Genomic DNA, 16740 nt, shown 5'->3' on the forward strand with positions numbered 1-16740 from the left:
GGGGGTGGGGGGACCACGTAGTGGTGGAAGGGGGAGGCCGCCGCAGGCGGCCGGATCTGTAAAAAAATGTAAATCATTTCTTCACAGATCCTTTTTTATGCGGGTTCATCGGGGTGTCGAAGTGACGATGGTGGAAAACAGCACTTCTGTCATTCGTCACCTTCTGAAATGCCGATAAGCTGCCTGCCGCTTCGTCATCTCAAGCGGGGCTGCATGCCGCCATAGGTGAAATGTGTCCGGCATGATTGAAGCTCTGAGTCTGGAGATCTCCTGCCGCGATGGGACTTGTACCACTTCAAAGTGAGATTTCTCCGCTCCACCTCCGACCGTCGAAATGACGGTAGTGGAAAGCGCTGCTTCTCTCATTGATTCCATAAAAAACTGCGTCCCCTTTCGGCAGACGCAGTTTCCTTATTTCTCTTCTTTTTCCAGTACTTCGATATCTCCGTCAGCAAAGGCAGCGGGATAGGTATATTCCTTTTCCACTTCCTTGAATTTCACGGTCATATGACCATTGCTGATTTCCATAATAACCCCTTCTCCATAGAGAGGAGAAATAACCAGGGTGCCAACGCCAAGGGAAATGAAGCGGGTATTGCCCCGATGGGTTTCCTTCGCCCGATGGGGAACCACCTTGACCTTTTTCTCCGGTTTGGCCTGGGCCGGTACGGTATAGGTTCTTTCTTTGCCCTTATGAGGCTCCGCCTTCTTTTCTTTCTTTACTTCCGGAAAAGCACTCTTCAGAAGCTTGGCAGGAAGGCCCTGGGGATACATGACATGTTCACCGGTGGCTTCATAGGTCACATACACGCCCCGTTCCGTAATCCGGCTCACAACGCCCTTTCCCAGCGTATCGTCCACCACTTCAAGGCCCACTTCCGCTTCCCTTTTGCGGGGTCTTATATCCCTGAGAGGAGCCTTTCCTTCTCCCGGCTGCACGTCAAAGGTAAATACCTTCCTGTCCATCGGTTTTCCAAGGGGCGCCGGTTTTCTCCCGTTCTTTGGAGCTTCCGTCCGTTTCTTCCGTGGAATCACCTTTTCCACATCGCCGAAGGCTACGGTAATTCCATCTTCCGTGACCTTCCGTACGATACCTACGCCCAGTCTGCGGTCTTCAAACTCTACGCCCGGTTCCAGTTTCCGTTTAAACTTTCTGCCGGGAGCTCCTTTCCTGTCCCTGTGAAAGGGTTTTCTGCCGCCTTTGTGAAAAGGCTTCTTGTCGTTATCCATGTTTTCTCCTTACTTCAGCTGCTTAAGATATTTCGATTCTTTTTATTATACCAGTATTTGGCAAAGGTTCATAGGGCTCCGCAGGGGGAAGGTTCACGGGCCGGAAGGCCAGGGGGCTTTGCCCTGCAGAAAATAATTTTTATAATTCCGTTTCGCGCAAGCAGGCTCTATGAATGAATCAGCGCTTCCCTAATCCAGCCTCTGTGTCTTTATCCTTCTGTCCAGATCCCTCTTGGCTGCCCTTTCCGCCATGTCCTGCCGCTTGTCATACAGCTTCTTACCTGTGGCGGTTCCGATTTCCACCTTTACTTTGCCATGTTTGAAATACATTTTCAGCGGCACCAGGGTAAGGCCCTTGGTTTTCAGTTTCATTTCAATCTTGCGGATTTCCTGTTTATGGAGCAGCAGCTTTCTGGTGCGGAGGGGATCATGGTTAAAGATATTTCCCTGTTCATAGGGGCTGATGTGGGCATTCCACAGATAGACTTCCCCCTTTTCCACCTTCGCAAAGCTGTCTCTCAGGTTCACCCTGCCGGCTCGGATGGATTTCACTTCCGTGCCGGTCAGGGCGATGCCGCATTCGTAGGTATCATGGATAAAATAATTATGATAGGCCTGCCGGTTGGCTGCCACCAGCGGTGCCGTTTTTTCTTTTTTCATGCAAAACCTCCTGCAGGAAAGGGATTATTTCCGCTTTCCTCCTTTTTTGCCCCGGGACTTGCCGTTTCCTTTCTTGTCCTTCTTCTTGGAATGGGACTTGGAGCGGGATGAGGTCCTTGTCTTCTTTTCCAGATTCAGGGGCGAATGGATTTCTCCCAGGACGAAGTCCACTTCCCTCTTTTCCTTATCCGCTTTCACCAGGGTCACCCTGACCGGCATGCCCATGGAATAGGTGGTGCCGGAGAACCGGCCCTTCATGGTCATGGTGTCTTCCTGGTATACGTATTCATCGTCGTCCATGGAGTCCACATGAACCAGGCCTTCCACACCGTTATCAAGGCCTACGAAAATGCCGAAGCGGGTAATACCGGTAATATGGCCGTCGAAGGGTTCTCCCACGAAGGGCACCATATATTCGGTCATCTTCAGATCATCCACATCCCGTTCCGTTTCCGTAGCATTCTGCTCCGTTTCCGAGCAGTGCTCCGCCGCGCGGATGAGGAATTCAGTCTGCTTCTTCCGTTCCGATTTTGTCAGATCATCATGGATAGCCTGGCGGATGAGACGGTGCACCATAAGGTCCGGATAGCGGCGGATAGGGGACGTGAAATGGGTGTAGCAGGTGCTGGCAATGCCGAAATGGCCGTCATTATCGGTGCTGTAGCAGGCCTGGGGCAGAGAGCGCAGGGTCATCACCTGTACCACCGCTTCAATGTCCTTTCCCTTCACCGACGCCAAAAGCTTCTGAATATCCTTCGGTTCCGGATCCTCCGGAATATGGATGGAAAGGCCCATAATGGCAATGAGCCGTTTCAGGGAATTCAGTTTTTCCTGATCCGGATGATCATGAACGCGGTAAATGGACGTATGGCCTGTCTTTTCCAGGAAACGGGCCACCGCCTCATTGGCGGCAATCATGGCGTCTTCAATCATCTTTTCCGCTTCGCCCCGGATACGCTTTTCAATGCGGAGAGGTTTACCATCTTCGTCAAGCACCACTTTATATTCCGGGAAATCGAAATCCAGGGCGCCCCGGCGGCTGCGGTTCTGCCGAAGGGCTGCGGCGCATTCACGGAGATCCTCCAGCATGGGCAGATGGAGCTTCAAATCCTCCGGTGCAATGCCTTCTTCAAAGGCTTTATTGATTTCCGGATAATTGCAGCGCCTTGCCACCCTCACCATGGAAGGAGTAATCTTTTCCGTCTTCACCGTGCCGTCCGGCGCCACATCCATGAGGCAGGACATGGCATAGCGGTCTTCGTCGTGGTTCAGGCTGCAGAGATCATTGGACAGCTGGAACGGCAGCATGGGAATCACCCGGTCTGCCAGGTACACGCTGGTCCCCCGCTGATAGGCCTCATCATCCAGAAGGGAGCCTTTGGTAACGTACCGGGACACATCGGCAATGTGGACGCCCAGGGCAAAATGGCCGTTTTCTTTCTTTTCGCAGTACACTGCATCGTCCAGATCCTTGGAGTCCGGACCGTCGATGGTGACAATGGGCATGTCCCGGTAATCGGCCACCCCTTCTTCCGGCACAATGGCCCGGGGAAGGCTGTCCGCCTCTTTCATCAGTTCATCGGAGAAAACATGGCGTAAACGATGCTGGGCGATAATCACATCAATATCCAGTCCCTTGTCTCCCTTGTAGCCGATGACTTCCGTCACCTTTCCTTCCGCATCGGTCCATTCCCCCGGCCAGCGGGTCACCTGCACCATGACCCGGGCGCCGGTGACGGCTCCCATTTCCTGTCCTTCGGGAATTTCAATGACCATGTCCACCTTTTCATCGATAGGCACTGCTTCGCCGCCGTCGGCAAGCATTTCATAGGTGCACACGAACATGTCATCCGCCCGTTCAATAACCCGAAGAATCCGGCCTTCCGTATTGTGGCGGCCGGTTTCGCTCTTCATGGTCTTCACTTCCACCGTATCATTATTCACCGCATTGAGATGGTCCTTCTCTGCGATATATACATCCTCATGGTCATCATCGGTAAGCAGAAAACCGAATCGCCCATAAGACTTATACACGCCCTCAAGAATCACGCCGGGCTTGTACGGTAAGAGTTCCTTCTTTTCCATATCTGTCTCCTCTATCAAATGTTTTGAAATCTGCTGCTGCGTATCTATCTATACTAAGCCTACATGAAACAGCGAGGCTTCGCAAGGGTAAAATAAAAAAGGCCTGCCGCCGGCAAGCCTCTCTCATCAGAATGTATTCATGTATCTTCCCAGCACGAGACAGAGAACAGCAAACATGGTGCCAAAGACTACGGTGAACTTGGACAGCACCGCATCCTTGCCGCGGGTCCGTCCGCCGGCTCCGTTTTCCGTGCCGCCGCCGATGGCAGAGCCCATGCCGGCCTGCTTCGATTCCTGGCCTACCACCACTACGATTAAGAGCAATGAAACCACAAGGGTTAACCCGATCAAAAAGTACTTCACGCTGAATCCTCCTCTGCACCTGCCTCACTCAGGGCAGATACGGTCTTTCTTAAATGAAATGTAACTATCAAGCTCTATTTTATACTAATCCCCATGAATGGTCAACTGGATTTTAAAGATAAATTACGGCTGCAGGGCCCTGCCCGTGAAGGGTTCTCAGGTTTGACGGGGCTTTCGCCCCGAAGGTTCTTAGGTTTGACAGCCCTTCGGGCTGAGGGTTCAGGTATCACCGCTCCGCGGCGGTGAGTTTTGTAATCAGCGTTACGTACCTGCCCTCTCGCCAAGGAAGCGCTGATTAAATCACTGTCTGCTTTTATTCTTTGGTTGTTATGCAATGCAGGGAATGGGACGACGCGAATAGCCAGCTATTTAAGGAGCTTCATAACGAGCAGTGCATAAAAATTGTTATAAAGGCAGACTCTATGAATTAATCAGTGCTTTCCTGAAGATTGACCGGCCTTTCGGCCGGAGGGTTCGCAGGTTTGACAGCCCTTCGGGCTGAGGGTTCAGGTATCGCCGCTCCGCGGCGATGAGTTTTGTAATCAGCGTTACATGCTTGCCTTCTCACCGGAACAACTCCCCGGTTTTATCCAAATTGCCGGCAAAGCCGCCCGCCACAACCCTCGGCCCCATAGGAGCCGTCAAACTTCGCCTGCCCGGAAGGCGTCAACCTTCGCGCGACAGGCGCGTCACCTTCCTCTCAGCTTATCCAGTTTTTCCTGTACTGACAGCGGAATGGCCCTTCCGATTTCACTTCTAAGGTTCTTATGGTTATTTCTCGTGATGAATTTTTCCTGCACTGCCTTATCTTCTTCCATGGCCCGCATGAGGTCGGACACCGGCACGCGGTAGGCGCCGTTTCCCAGGACCTGGCTCTGTTCGGGGCCGTCGGAGGTGACTACGAAGATGTGCCGGTATTCTTCCCGCCGGAGATAGGATTCCTTTTCAATGTAGGAGTCGGCAGTCATTCTTCGGGGCGTGTAAACGATGGTAAAGAAGGCGGAAAGTTCCTCTGTTTTTACTTTGGTGGAGTTTCCCTGGCCGTCAAAGGCAATAATCACTTCGATGTCATTATGGGCTCCGTAGTCCTGCATAATGTCCACCAGCTTCTTCCGGCAGGATTCCAGGTCGCTCCGGTCAAACATGTCGGGCCGGCCGAATATGACGTTGTAGCCGTCTACCAGATAGAGATCCTTCATGACCCGGCCCTCTGCCTGGCGGCTTCATAAATAAGAAGGGCTGCCGCCACCGATACATTAAGGGAGGAAACCTGGCCTTTCATAGGAATCCGCACGCAGAAATCACACATTTTCCTTGTAAGGGGGCTCACGCCCTTTCCTTCCGCCCCCATGACGATGACCAGGGGCCCCTTCATGTTGGCATCAAAGTAGAGGCTTTCGCCGTCCATGTCCGCACCTACCACCCAGAAGCCCTTTTCCTTCAGCCCTTCCAGGGTCTGCCGGATATTGCCGGTCTGGCACACCGGCAGGTAGGCAAAGGCGCCGGCGGCGGTCTTCATGGCCGCTGCCGTCACCGGCGGGCTCTTATGTTTCGGAAGGAGCACCGCCGCCGCGCCGGCGCATTCCGCCGTACGGACGATGGCCCCCAGATTGCGCACATCCTCCAGGCCATCCAGCAGGATGAGGATGGGGTCCTTTCCCTCCCAGTCCGCCAGCACCCGGTCCAGATCTGCATATTCATAGGGCTTCAGGAGGGCCGCCGCCCCCTGGTGGACCACGCCGCCTGCCATATCGTCCAGCCTCTCTTCCGGCACTTCCTCCACCGGTACTCCATATTTTTCAGCCAGCTTTACCATGGAAAGAAGGCGTTCATCCTTCTTTCCTTCTTTCACGAATATCTTCCGCACGCCCTGACTTTTCAAAAATTCGGTGACGCTGTTTCTGCCACAGATAAAGAGGGAGTTTCCTGCCCCCTCCTTCTTTGCCGGCCTTCCCCTTTTCCCGGAAAATGCCGGCTTCCTTTCGCCGCCCCTTCCAGCTTTGAAAGACGCTCTTTCTCTTTTATCCGTTTTCATGGCTCATTTCTCCTGCCACATACTTCAGGCTCTTTTCAAGGATGAAATCGAGACGCTTCTGCTGCCCCGACAGGTACAGATACCCCAGAAGGGCTTCAAAGGCCGTGGACTCCCGGTATTCCTCCACCGTAGCACTCTTTGGCACATGGGAGCTTGTATTTCTTGCCCTTTTGGACACCTTCAGCTCCCGGTCATTCAAAAGCTCCCTGATTTCAAAAAGAATGCGGCTCTGCCAGCGGGCGGAAACGATTTCCGATGCCAGACTGTTCAATATCTGCACATTGTAAATGCCCGTATCAATGAGGGCCTTCCTGATGAAGAAGGACCAGCAGGCATCCCCTATGTAAGCCAGAGTGAGCGCATCCATGGAAAAGACCTCCTGTTCACCAAGAACAGGAGCCTCCTTTCCAATCTTGCGAGCCATCTGCTTTTTCAGAAATAGGACTCTCTTAAACTCCACGTTTCTTCCACCTTGCTCCTGTAGGAGTATCTTCAATCACAATACCGATTTCACCCAGCTTATCCCGGATTTCATCGGCCAGCTGGTACTGCTTTGCCTTTCTGGCGGACTGACGGACAGAGAGAATAACATTCATGAGATCATTGTAATCCTTGTCATCATAAGCTTCTGTCTTCTTCCATTCCTTCTCCAGGATGCCCAGGATATCCAGAATGGTCTTGAAGGCTTTGCCTGCCTTTTCCAGAGCGCCCTTGTCAAAGCCCGTGCCGCCGTGCACATCATTGTAATACACATTGATAGCCTTGGCCAGGTCAAACATGGCGCCGGTAGCAAGGCCTGTATTAAAATCATCATCCATGGCTTCATGGAAGACTTTCATGTCTTCTTCCGCCGCCTTTTCAAGGGCCTTGGACGCTTCCGTCACTTCGCTGCCTTCCCGGCCGGACAGTTCCTTCACCCGGGCAATGACATCCTTCAGCTTGTCCATGTTCTTTTCTGCTTCTTCCAGACGGTCATCGGAGAAATCCAGGGGGCTTCTGTAATGGGTGGACAGGAGGAAGTAGCGGAGGGCATCACCGGAATATTTCTCCAGCACATCCTTCACCAGGAAGAAATTATTGAGGGACTTGCTCATCTTTTCCGAATTAATGGTAATGAAGCCGTTGTGGAGCCAGTAATCTACGAAATGGCATCCGGTGCAGCCTTCGGACTGGGCGATTTCATTTTCATGGTGCGGGAAAATCAGGTCGGAGCCGCCGCCATGGAAATCAAAGGTCTTGCCCAGGTAATGGATGGACATGGCAGAGCATTCGATATGCCAGCCAGGACGTCCCTTGCCCCAGGGGCTTTCCCAGAAAGGTTCACCGGGTTTGGCAGCCTTCCACAGCGCGAAATCGCCGGGGTTCTTCTTTTCATCGTTCACTTCGATGCGGGCGCCGGCCAGCATGTCTTCCACCTTGCGGCCGGACAGTTTTCCATAATCCTTGAAAGTGGAAATATCATAATACACATCGCCGCCCAGCACATAGGCATGGCCCTTTTCAATCAGGGTTTCCACCATTTTAATGATGTCATCCATGTGCTCGGATACCCGGGGATATACATCCGCCCGGCGTACGTGGAGCGCATCCATGACCTGGAAATAAGCGTCAATGTAACGGTCGGAAATGGTCTTCCAGTCCGTTCCTTCCGCGTTGGCTTTATTGATGATCTTATCATCCACATCGGTGAAATTCTGCACAAATTCCACCTTGTAGCCCACATATTCCAGATACCGGCGGATGACATCCCAGGTCACAGCCGGACGGGCATTGCCGATATGGGGATGGTTATAGGGAGTTACGCCGCATACATAAATCTTTGCTTCCCCCGGTGTAATAGGCTTGAATACTTCCTTTTCTTTCGTCAGCGTGTTGTACACTTTAATTTCTTCCATTTAGATTCCTCCATCTGTAGAGAGATATTTTATTCATATATAAGAAAGATATGATAAGCCTGATTATGTTTAATCCTGCAACAATGACACATGGTTATCATCTTCTTTCATGAAATCGGTGGGGTGGTTAGTGAGCTAGTGTACTAGTGTGACAGTTTCCAGTTCACTAGCTCACTAGCACACTCATTCCCATTAAAAAGGCCGCCGCCTCACAGAGACGGTGGCCCGTTATTCCACTCTGTCGGCAAAAGCCGCTCACAGCCTTATCGCCGGCCCGCGGAAAAGGATACTTCATTCCCCTTTTCAGCTCGCAGATGCATTTCCTGAAAGTTCTCCGGGCATTCTCACCATCCATGCCCTCTCTGAAGAATTGCTGTCAGTACTTCTTCCGTTCATCGCCTGAATATGTCTGATTTCCTATGCGGAAATCGAATGTTTAAATAAGCATAGGCAGCTGACCTGGCTTTTGACCCCACACTCGCCTGCTGGAGCTTTCGCTACCCGGTGTCTTCCTCTCACTACTAACCCTCTCGGTTTTCCCGGCAGGACTTACTTCTAAACCGCACCATGCTCAGCAGGATTTTCCTGCGTTACGTGGATCGCTTTGGCTGCGACTACCATCGACTTTCAGCCACAGACCTGCAAATGCTTATTTATTATTATAGATTCGACTGGTGGAACCTGTCAATATGAAATCAGTGAAAAGTAAGACCCATACCTTCCCTTTCACTGAAAAAGCACCCCTGCAGGAGCAGGAGTGCTTTTTCATGCAGAAACCTTACGCTTCTACTGCCTCCCCATCCGTGGGTTCAGGGATTTTTCCTTTCAGATCATGGTCAGTCATAGCGCAGACAGCGGAGTCGGACCATACATTTTCAGCCGTTTCGATCATATCGATAATAGTGTAAATGGGAAGGATGACACCCATAATGCCGATGGGAGCTCCGATGCCGCTCATCAGCGAGAGGGTCAGGAAATAGCAGCCCATGGGAACGCCGGCATTTCCGATGGCCGCCAGCACTGCCACAAAGAGCCAGGTAATCATGGTAGGCATGGACATTTCATAACCTGCATTCTGCATCACGAAGAGGGATGTCACCAGGATGAAGGCAGCGCAGCCGTTCATGTTGATGGTGGTGCAGATAGGAAGGACGAAACGGGAAACAGCGGGATTGGCCTTCATATTGTGTTCCGCAGAAGCCAGGGTGACCGGCAGAGTACCTGCGGAACTCTTTGTGAAAAGGGCTACTGCAATGGCAGGAGACATTTTCCTGAATACGTGAATAGGATTCAATCCTCTGGCCAGAAGGAAAATAGGAATGACGATGAAGAACTGAATCACATTGCTGCCGATGATGACAGCGGTATACTTTCCAAGGGCGCCTACAATAACGCCTGCTTCGATCTGGGCGGAAAGCTGGGCGGAAAAAGCCAGAATGCCCACGGGAAGGATGAAAAGCAGGGCGCGGATGAGAGTGAAAAGCAGTTCCTGGAATCCCAGAATGCCCTTCATCAGGATGTCCCTGTTTTCCGTCTTAGGCATGAAGGCAAGACCAAGGCCGAAGGAAGCGGCAATGATCATGACAGCCAGCACATTGCCCGACAGGAATGGCTGGAGCAGGTTATTGGGGATAACTCCCAGAATGTGATCATAATAGGTGAGATGCCCCAGCTTCTGGGGCACATTGGCCGTGCCGGCACCGATAATATCAGCAGGCAGGTTGCCCGGTGCAATCCACAGGAACATGAGAAGGCCGATGCCTGCGGCACAGATGGTGGTGAGCAGGGTATAGGTCACTGCATGGGCAAAAATACGTCCCGTTTCCTTTCTTCCCCCCAGCTGGGCCAGGGTGGTAATCACCGCCAGGGCAATGGTGGGCACTGCGATGAACTGGAAAAGACGGGTAAACACAGTGGCAATAAAGGTAAATAATTCATTCAGCGGCTTAATGCCCAGCCAGCCTAAAGCTGCGCCCACCACCAGAGCCAGCATCCACAGTACGAACTGGCGGCCCTGCTTCTTACTCTTATTGGCCTCCAGCGCCTTTTGTGCAGCTGCCTGCACTTCCTCATTTTTCTTCATAAAAACCTCCTGAAAAATACTGAAAATATACTAAGGAACCATTTCCAGGGGTTTACCATAAAAAAAGTCTTTCATCCCTTTGGGACGAAAGACTCGTGATTACCACCCAGATTCACATGGACGTCACCATCCATGCCTCTTCAGGTTTCCTTCCTTGTAGAAACCATGATTCTGTAACGGGAATTCCCGGAAAGGCATACTGGATTCCGCCTTTCAGCTCAGAAATGCACTTCCATTTCCCCTGTTTCGTCCGCTTTCACTCTCCGGACTCGCTATGGAAACATAAAGGAAACGTACTCTTTTTCCTCATCGCTTGAAACGTCCATACTATATCACGGTATAGAAGCTCTGTCAAGGAAAATGATTCATACCAGCCGCTTCCGCCATACTCCCTGGTGCCATCGCCAGAAGAAAACCAGTCCCCGGGTGCATTCATCCGCCGCCATGGCAATCCATATGCCTGCCAGACCCCAGTACAGATGCACCCCCAAAAGCCAGGCGCCGAAGGTAGCCACGGACCACATGAAAATAATGCCTATGGTAATGGGCGCCTTCACGTCGCCGGATGCATTGAGGGCCATAACCATGCACATATTCACCGCCCTGCCGATTTCCAGGAAGATTTCAATGAAAAGGATAGTTTTCCCAAGAGCCAGCACATCGGAATCCGACGTGAAAACGGAAAGCACCGCATCGGCATTAAGATAAAGCAGGGTGGCAATGGAGCCGGAAAGAACCATGGCCACGGAAATGGTAAATTTCACCCGCCGGTCCACTTCCTCATTATCCCCGGCCCCTTTGAAATAGCCCACCAGGATCTGGGTGGCCATGGCCAGGGACTGGGAATACACATAGCTCATCATGGCAATGATATAGCAGTACACCTTGGTCGTAATGACCACCACGCCGAAAATATTGACAAACTTCATGATTACCGTCTGGGACAGCTGGTAAGAAAAAGTCTCGCCGCCGGAAGGGATGCCCAGATAGAGTATCTTGTGCAGCGTATCCCAGGGAAAGGGCCGGAGGTAGTGCAGGGAAAACCGCACCGGCGTATACCGGTGAAACAAATAGATAATAAGGAAGAAGCCGATGAATTTGGAAATATTGGTGGAAATGCAGACCCCCGCCACCCCAAGGGAAGGAATGGGCCCCAGACCGTGGATGAGGGCCATATTTCCTGCAATATTGGTTATATTCATCACCAGGGAGCAGATCATGGTGAGCTTCAGCAGGGCAAATCCCCGAAGGAAGGAAATAAAAGCCATGTACATGCTCTGGATAAAAACAAAAAGTCCTATCCAGCGGATATAAAGAGAAGCGTCCCTCCATATTTCATGAGGAATTCCCAACGCCTGCAGAAAGAAATCATCAAAGAAAAAGAGGGAAAGACTGATCACTGCCCCCAGCACCAGATTCGTAAACAGCGCCACCGTGCAGACCTCATTCACCTTTCCCATATTCCCTGCACCCCGATGATGGGCGATGAGGATGGTAGCCGCCTGGGAAAGCACCGCCAGCGTAAGAATGACCAGGTTAAACACCACATTATCATTCCCTACCGCCGCCACACTGCCCTGGGAATACCGGCTCAGCATAAACTGGTCCACATTGGGCACCATCATCTGCAGCGCCGTCTCTATGAAAATAGGAACCGACATGGAAAATACAGTCCACCGGCTCCGGTACAGCTCATGAGATTTCATATGTTCCTCCTTCTCTTACAGGTTACTTATGATACCACCAGCTTCCCCTCACTGCAAGGAAATATGAAAAAGTAGTAAACATTCAGAATTTTTCCTCATGACCCCTTGCAAAATTTCTCCGTATAAGGCATAATAGATGACGTCAGAGACATGGGCGATTAGCTCAGCTGGGAGAGCGTCTGCCTTACAAGCAGAATGTCAGCAGTTCGATCCTGTTATCGCCCACCAATAAAAAAGACACTATGTGATTCGCTCCGTAGTGTCTTTTTATTTTACCTGCCTTCCCCTGTATCATTTAAGGAAGCGCTGATTAAATCACTGTCTGCTTTTATTCTTGGATTTTTATGCAATGCAAGGAATGGGACGACGCGAATAGCGAGCTATTTAAGGAGTCCCATGACGAAGCAGTGCATAAAAATTCTTATAAAAGCAGACTCTATGAATTAATCAGTGCTTCCTGAACCTCCTGCATCCGCGATTCACAATTTTTTGCGCGTCGCTCTCGCTCCTTCAAAAAATGTTCTCTGCGGAACCAGTTCGATCCTGTTATCGCCCACCATCAGAAAAGACACTATGTGCTTCGCGCCGTAGTGTCTTTTTGTTTTACCTGCCTTCCCCTGCTGCTTCCTGTCCCCATCGGCCAGCGGACAGCCGATAACTGTCCCACTTCCCCGGAGATTTCTCGACTCCTCAAATCATACTGCCTCCTTATATGTTCCTCCAATTCGTCATGTTCCCCCGCTCGAAATGACGGTAAGGCGGGCCCCACTCCTCCACTAGCTAACTAGTACACTAGTACACTAGTCCACTAATTTCTTTTTAATAAAAAAACTGTTGCAAAAGCGGAGAAGATTTGTTATTATAATTGACGTACTCACGTACAGATTCCTGAATAGCTCAGCCGGTAGAGCGCGTGACTGTTAATCACGATGTCGCAGGTTCGAACCCTGCTTCAGGAGCCAGTGGCCTGTTCGTCAAGTGGTTAAGACACCGCCCTTTCACGGCGGGTTCGGGGGTTCGAATCCCCCACAGGTCACCATGGGCGATTAGCTCAGCTGGGAGAGCGTCTGCCTTACAAGCAGAATGTCAGCAGTTCGATCCTGTTATCGCCCACCATGAAAAAAGACACTATGTGATTCGCTCCATAGTGTCTTTTTTATTTTACCTTTCTTCCCCTGCCATTTCCCAGCGGACAGCCGATAGCCGATGGCTGTCCCCCCTGTCCCCCCGCATAGAGACCCATAATAAATGAGATGGCATTGTCCCCTGCCCCACCGTCATTTCGAGCGCAGCTGAGCGGAATCGAGAAATCTCCCTCCTCTATGGTTCCACCTGTAGTGCACTGAAACTCCGAAGTCCAGATGATGGATAGAACAGAAGCCACCCCTTCACATCCTATCGGAATGGCCATGCACAGCTTACCACCATCCCGTAGAGAATATAGCAGCAAAAAAGGGGTGTGAAAAAATACAGAAATGACACCGCTGCCACTCCACCTCACTGTCATTGCGGCGGGAGATTTCTCGACTCAAAGCCTCAATAGAACAAAAGGCATTATCATCCATAACTACATGAAGCATCGCTCGAAATGACGTAGAGGCAGAAAGCAGACTGTCATTTGGGCAATTTCCGTGAAAATTTATGTATACAAAAGGAGCTGAGAAAAAATGTAAATCATTTTTTCTCAGCCCTTTTTTGTCAACGATTTCATTCTTCCATAGGAAGGGTGGATCCTCCTACAGGAATCACATAGACGCTGGCATCCTTTCCCATCTTGTCCAAAGCTGCATCCACAGCGGTCTGGAGGTCATGGAAGGGTGTCATATTGGCCTTGGTCACCATGCCGTCCTCCATGTCAGTCACCAGGTAAATACTGCACTTCTTCTGCACCAGTGCCAGAGCCGCCGACTTATGGCCGCCCAGTTCGAAGTGTTCATGGATGGCTTTGATACGGTCATCGGGAGTATCATACTTCCGGATCCATTCGCCGAAGACGCTGCTGCCGTAGCCTTCTTTGCAGGAAGCAGCCACCACCATAATGCCCCCTTCTTTGACTGCATGTTTGGCATTATCGATGGACTTCTGGGCCTGGTACAGGTTGATATCCTTCGGGTAGCCGCCGGTGGAAACGATGACCACGTCCGCCGGCTTGTCGATTTTAATTTTATAAATGCTGTCCAGGAAACGGCAAGCTTCCCGATGGGCCCGGATGCGATCGCCGGCAGCTGCAAAGGCGATTTTCTTATGGTCGTCAAGGGCCACGTTCACGATGAAGTCCACAGGGCAGAAATCATAAACCTCCTCGATGTCTTCCCTCACCGGATTGCCTTCCAGATGGCCGGCATAGGCGCCGGGGCGGATCATATTCTTATGGTTAGACTGGATGGCATCGTGGGAGGATACGCCGGGCATGATGGCCTTCATGCCGCCGGAATAGCCGGCAAAATAATGGTATTCCACATTGCCTGTCAGGATGCGGCGGTCCGCTTCCACCACAGTTTTGAAAATGTCCACGGAGGTGCCGTTTTTGCAGGTGCCCATATGGACGCACTGCTCCGGATCACTGTCCATGCATTTGATGCGGCTGTAAATGTCTTCCCCTACCAGCCGTTTCATTTCCTCTTCCGTCTGTTTTCTGTGGGAGCCAAGGCCGAAGACCACCGTAATGTCCTCATCCTTTACCCCTGCCTTTTCCAGTTCTTCCACCACGCAGGGAACCATGACCCAAGAAGGCGCCGGCCTGGTCACGTCGCTGGCCACGATAACCACCTTTTCCCCGGGCTTTACGATTTCAGAAAGCCTGGGCGTTCCGATAGGATGAGCCAGCGCCCGCTTCACCTCTGCTGCCTCCGATTCCACCGCCGGGCACTGCTTCGGATTCAATTCCACCGGATGATGGCTGTCATCCACGTGAAAAGGTACATAATCTTTGAAATATTTAATCTTGAATTCCATTCTTTCCATCTCCTCTATTCATAAAAATAAATCACAAAACGATGTATTTCTATATTATTATACAATACTTCAATCCGGATTCCCACAGGAAGATGGATAACCCAGCCATCCTTAGGGAAGCACTGATTAATTCATAGAGTCTGCTTTTATAAGAATTTTTATGCACTGCTTCGTTATGGGACTCCTTAAATAGCTTAGAGGCACAAAAAAAGAAGCAGCCAAAGCCGCTTCTTTTTAATCCTGCTTATTTCCGGTCAGCCAGGTAAGCCTTCAGTGCATCAGCCAGTCTCTTTACGCCTTCTTCGATGACATCGTCGTCATTGTAGGAGAAGTTCAGGCGGAAGAAGTTCTTCTTCTTGGACTGCGGGAAGAAGGAGTCGCCCGGTACGTAGGCTACTTTTCTGTCCAGTGCATACTGGAAGAGGTCACGGGCATTGCAGCCTTCCGGCAGTTCTACCCAGAGGAAGAGGCCGCCGTGGGGATAAGTGCATTTCACATCGGAGGGGAAATACTTCTTGATGGCATCGCACATGACGTCGCGGCGATGACCGTAAAGCTTGCAGTTTTCCTTGATATGACCTTCGAAATCGTAGTTCTTCATGTACATAGCCACTTCACGCTGGGTAACAGAAGGAGTAGCCAGGTCGGTGGAACCTTTCACCAGGTCAAACTTCGGCAGCAGTTCATCATTCAGAACCATCCATGCCAGTCTCATGCCGGGAGCCAGGGTCTTGGAGAAGGTGCCGGAGTACATCACCAGATGTTTTGGATCCATGGTGATAAGAGGAGCGATTTCTTCGCCTTCGAAGCGGAGATCACCGTAGGGGTTGTCTTCAAATACGGGGATTTCGTACTTGGTTACGATTTCCATGAATTTCTTGCGGCGTTCCAGGCTCATGCAGCGGCCGCTGGGGTTCTGGTAGTTCGGAATGACGTAGATAAATTTCACCTTGTCATTGGTGGCCAGTACTTTTTCCAGTTCTTCCGGAATGATGCCGTCATCGTCGGTGGGGATTTCTACATAGTCAGGCTGTTCGAAATCGAAAGCGCCGATAGCGCCCAGGTATGTCGGGCTTTCGCAGACTACTACGTCACCCTTGTTCAGGAATACGCGGCCGGTGATGTCCAGGCCCTGCTGGGAACCGGTAACGATCATAATGTTCTTCGGATCTACTTTGTACATGCCCATAGGCTGGTACATGCGGTTCATGCGGTCGGCAATAGCCTGACGGAGACCCATGAAACCAAGGGACGGGCCATACTGCATAGCACCGGCACCATCTTCTTCCCTGACTTTGATAGCTACTTCAGTGAGTTCCTTCAGCGGGAATGTCTTCGGAGCAGGAAGTCCGCCGGCAAAGGAAATAATATCCGGCTGAGCGGTGAGCGCCAGAAGGGGGCCCAGATCGGAACCTTTCATATTTGCAAGTACATCGGAAAAACGAATTGCCATAAAAATCTCTCCTTTACTCTTGAAAATCGAAATGAAGACTCATCCCGTTTTCGTGGATTTTAGGAAACGCTCTGTAAATGAATCATTGTTTTCAGGAAAAAGAACGATTCATTCCATGCTTTCCAGATATATTGCGTCCGCTGCAGGAAATCCCGTGGTGACGGTCAATATATGAATATTCTTATTGTAAAGCCGGCTTTGGCGGATGTCAATATATGCCAGTGAACTGGGAAATGGGGACTGGGGGCTGGAGACTGGGGATCGGGGATCAGGGA

At 51.1% G+C, this 16740-nt stretch carries 12 protein-coding genes, 4 tRNA genes and 1 other annotated feature; of the genes, 4 read left to right on the forward strand and 12 right to left on the reverse strand.

From position 1 onward, the window contains the following. Positions 1-411: 411 nt before the first annotated feature. From Q0482_RS08365 to Q0482_RS08410, 10 genes are all read right to left on the reverse strand, one after another. Positions 412-1230 carry a hypothetical protein gene (locus Q0482_RS08365; protein ID WP_299145405.1) on the reverse strand — a complete coding sequence of 273 codons (819 nt, stop codon included), beginning with the start codon at positions 1228-1230 and terminating at the stop codon, positions 412-414. Positions 1231-1419: 189 nt separating this feature from the next. Next, entirely contained in the window at positions 1420-1890 is a 471-nt protein-coding gene (gene smpB, locus Q0482_RS08370) for an SsrA-binding protein SmpB (RefSeq protein WP_299145406.1), read from the reverse strand. A gap of 24 nt (positions 1891-1914) precedes the next feature. Continuing rightward, on the reverse strand, positions 1915-3975 hold the full coding sequence (gene rnr, locus Q0482_RS08375) for a ribonuclease R (protein WP_299145408.1): 2061 nt from the start codon (positions 3973-3975) through the stop codon (positions 1915-1917). Between the two features lie 126 nt (positions 3976-4101). Next, entirely contained in the window at positions 4102-4338 is a 237-nt protein-coding gene (secG, locus tag Q0482_RS08380) for a preprotein translocase subunit SecG (protein WP_291057426.1), read from the reverse strand. Between the two features lie 689 nt (positions 4339-5027). Then, entirely contained in the window at positions 5028-5537 is a 510-nt protein-coding gene (locus Q0482_RS08385) for an NYN domain-containing protein (protein ID WP_299145410.1), read from the reverse strand. Next, complete coding sequence (rlmB, locus tag Q0482_RS08390) at positions 5534-6373, reverse strand: 23S rRNA (guanosine(2251)-2'-O)-methyltransferase RlmB (protein WP_299145412.1); 840 nt, start codon at positions 6371-6373, stop codon at positions 5534-5536. The genes Q0482_RS08385 and rlmB overlap by 4 nt, the downstream gene beginning before the upstream one ends. Beyond that, entirely contained in the window at positions 6360-6797 is a 438-nt protein-coding gene (locus tag Q0482_RS08395; protein ID WP_299145414.1) for a ribonuclease III domain-containing protein, read from the reverse strand. The genes rlmB and Q0482_RS08395 overlap by 14 nt, the downstream gene beginning before the upstream one ends. Before the next feature lie 25 nt (positions 6798-6822). After that, positions 6823-8268 (reverse strand): cysteine--tRNA ligase, encoded by a 1446-nt coding sequence (gene cysS, locus Q0482_RS08400; RefSeq protein WP_299145416.1) that lies wholly within the window; start codon positions 8266-8268, stop codon positions 6823-6825. A 778-nt stretch (positions 8269-9046) separates the two neighbouring features. Next, positions 9047-10351: a dicarboxylate/amino acid:cation symporter gene (locus Q0482_RS08405; protein WP_299145418.1), complete on the reverse strand. Its 1305-nt coding sequence runs from the start codon at positions 10349-10351 to the stop codon at positions 9047-9049. 77 nt (positions 10352-10428) lie between these two features. Then, positions 10429-10670 (reverse strand) — a binding site (T-box leader). Positions 10671-10716: 46 nt separating this feature from the next. Beyond that, a complete protein-coding gene (locus tag Q0482_RS08410) occupies positions 10717-12057 on the reverse strand; it encodes an MATE family efflux transporter (RefSeq protein WP_299145420.1) in 1341 nt (446 codons plus the stop codon). 152 nt (positions 12058-12209) lie between these two features. On the opposite strand from Q0482_RS08410, the gene Q0482_RS08415 reads away from it, so the two are divergent. From Q0482_RS08415 to Q0482_RS08430, 4 genes are all read left to right on the forward strand, one after another. Continuing rightward, positions 12210-12285 (forward strand) — tRNA-Val (locus Q0482_RS08415). Between the two features lie 658 nt (positions 12286-12943). Then, positions 12944-13019, forward strand: a tRNA-Asn gene (locus tag Q0482_RS08420). 2 nt (positions 13020-13021) lie between these two features. After that, positions 13022-13096: transfer RNA gene (locus tag Q0482_RS08425), tRNA-Glu, on the forward strand. A gap of 1 nt (position 13097) precedes the next feature. Then, positions 13098-13173, forward strand: a tRNA-Val gene (locus tag Q0482_RS08430). Positions 13174-13764: 591 nt separating this feature from the next. Here the strand turns inward: Q0482_RS08430 and larA are convergent. Beyond that, positions 13765-15012 (reverse strand): nickel-dependent lactate racemase, encoded by a 1248-nt coding sequence (larA, locus tag Q0482_RS08435; RefSeq protein ID WP_299145422.1) that lies wholly within the window; start codon positions 15010-15012, stop codon positions 13765-13767. Positions 15013-15256: 244 nt separating this feature from the next. After that, a complete protein-coding gene (locus Q0482_RS08440; protein ID WP_299145424.1) occupies positions 15257-16465 on the reverse strand; it encodes a PLP-dependent aminotransferase family protein in 1209 nt (402 codons plus the stop codon). Positions 16466-16740 lie beyond the last annotated feature (275 nt).

This window comes from uncultured Dialister sp., assembly GCF_937959425.1.
In the GTDB taxonomy this organism is placed as follows: domain Bacteria; phylum Bacillota; class Negativicutes; order Veillonellales; family Dialisteraceae; genus Dialister.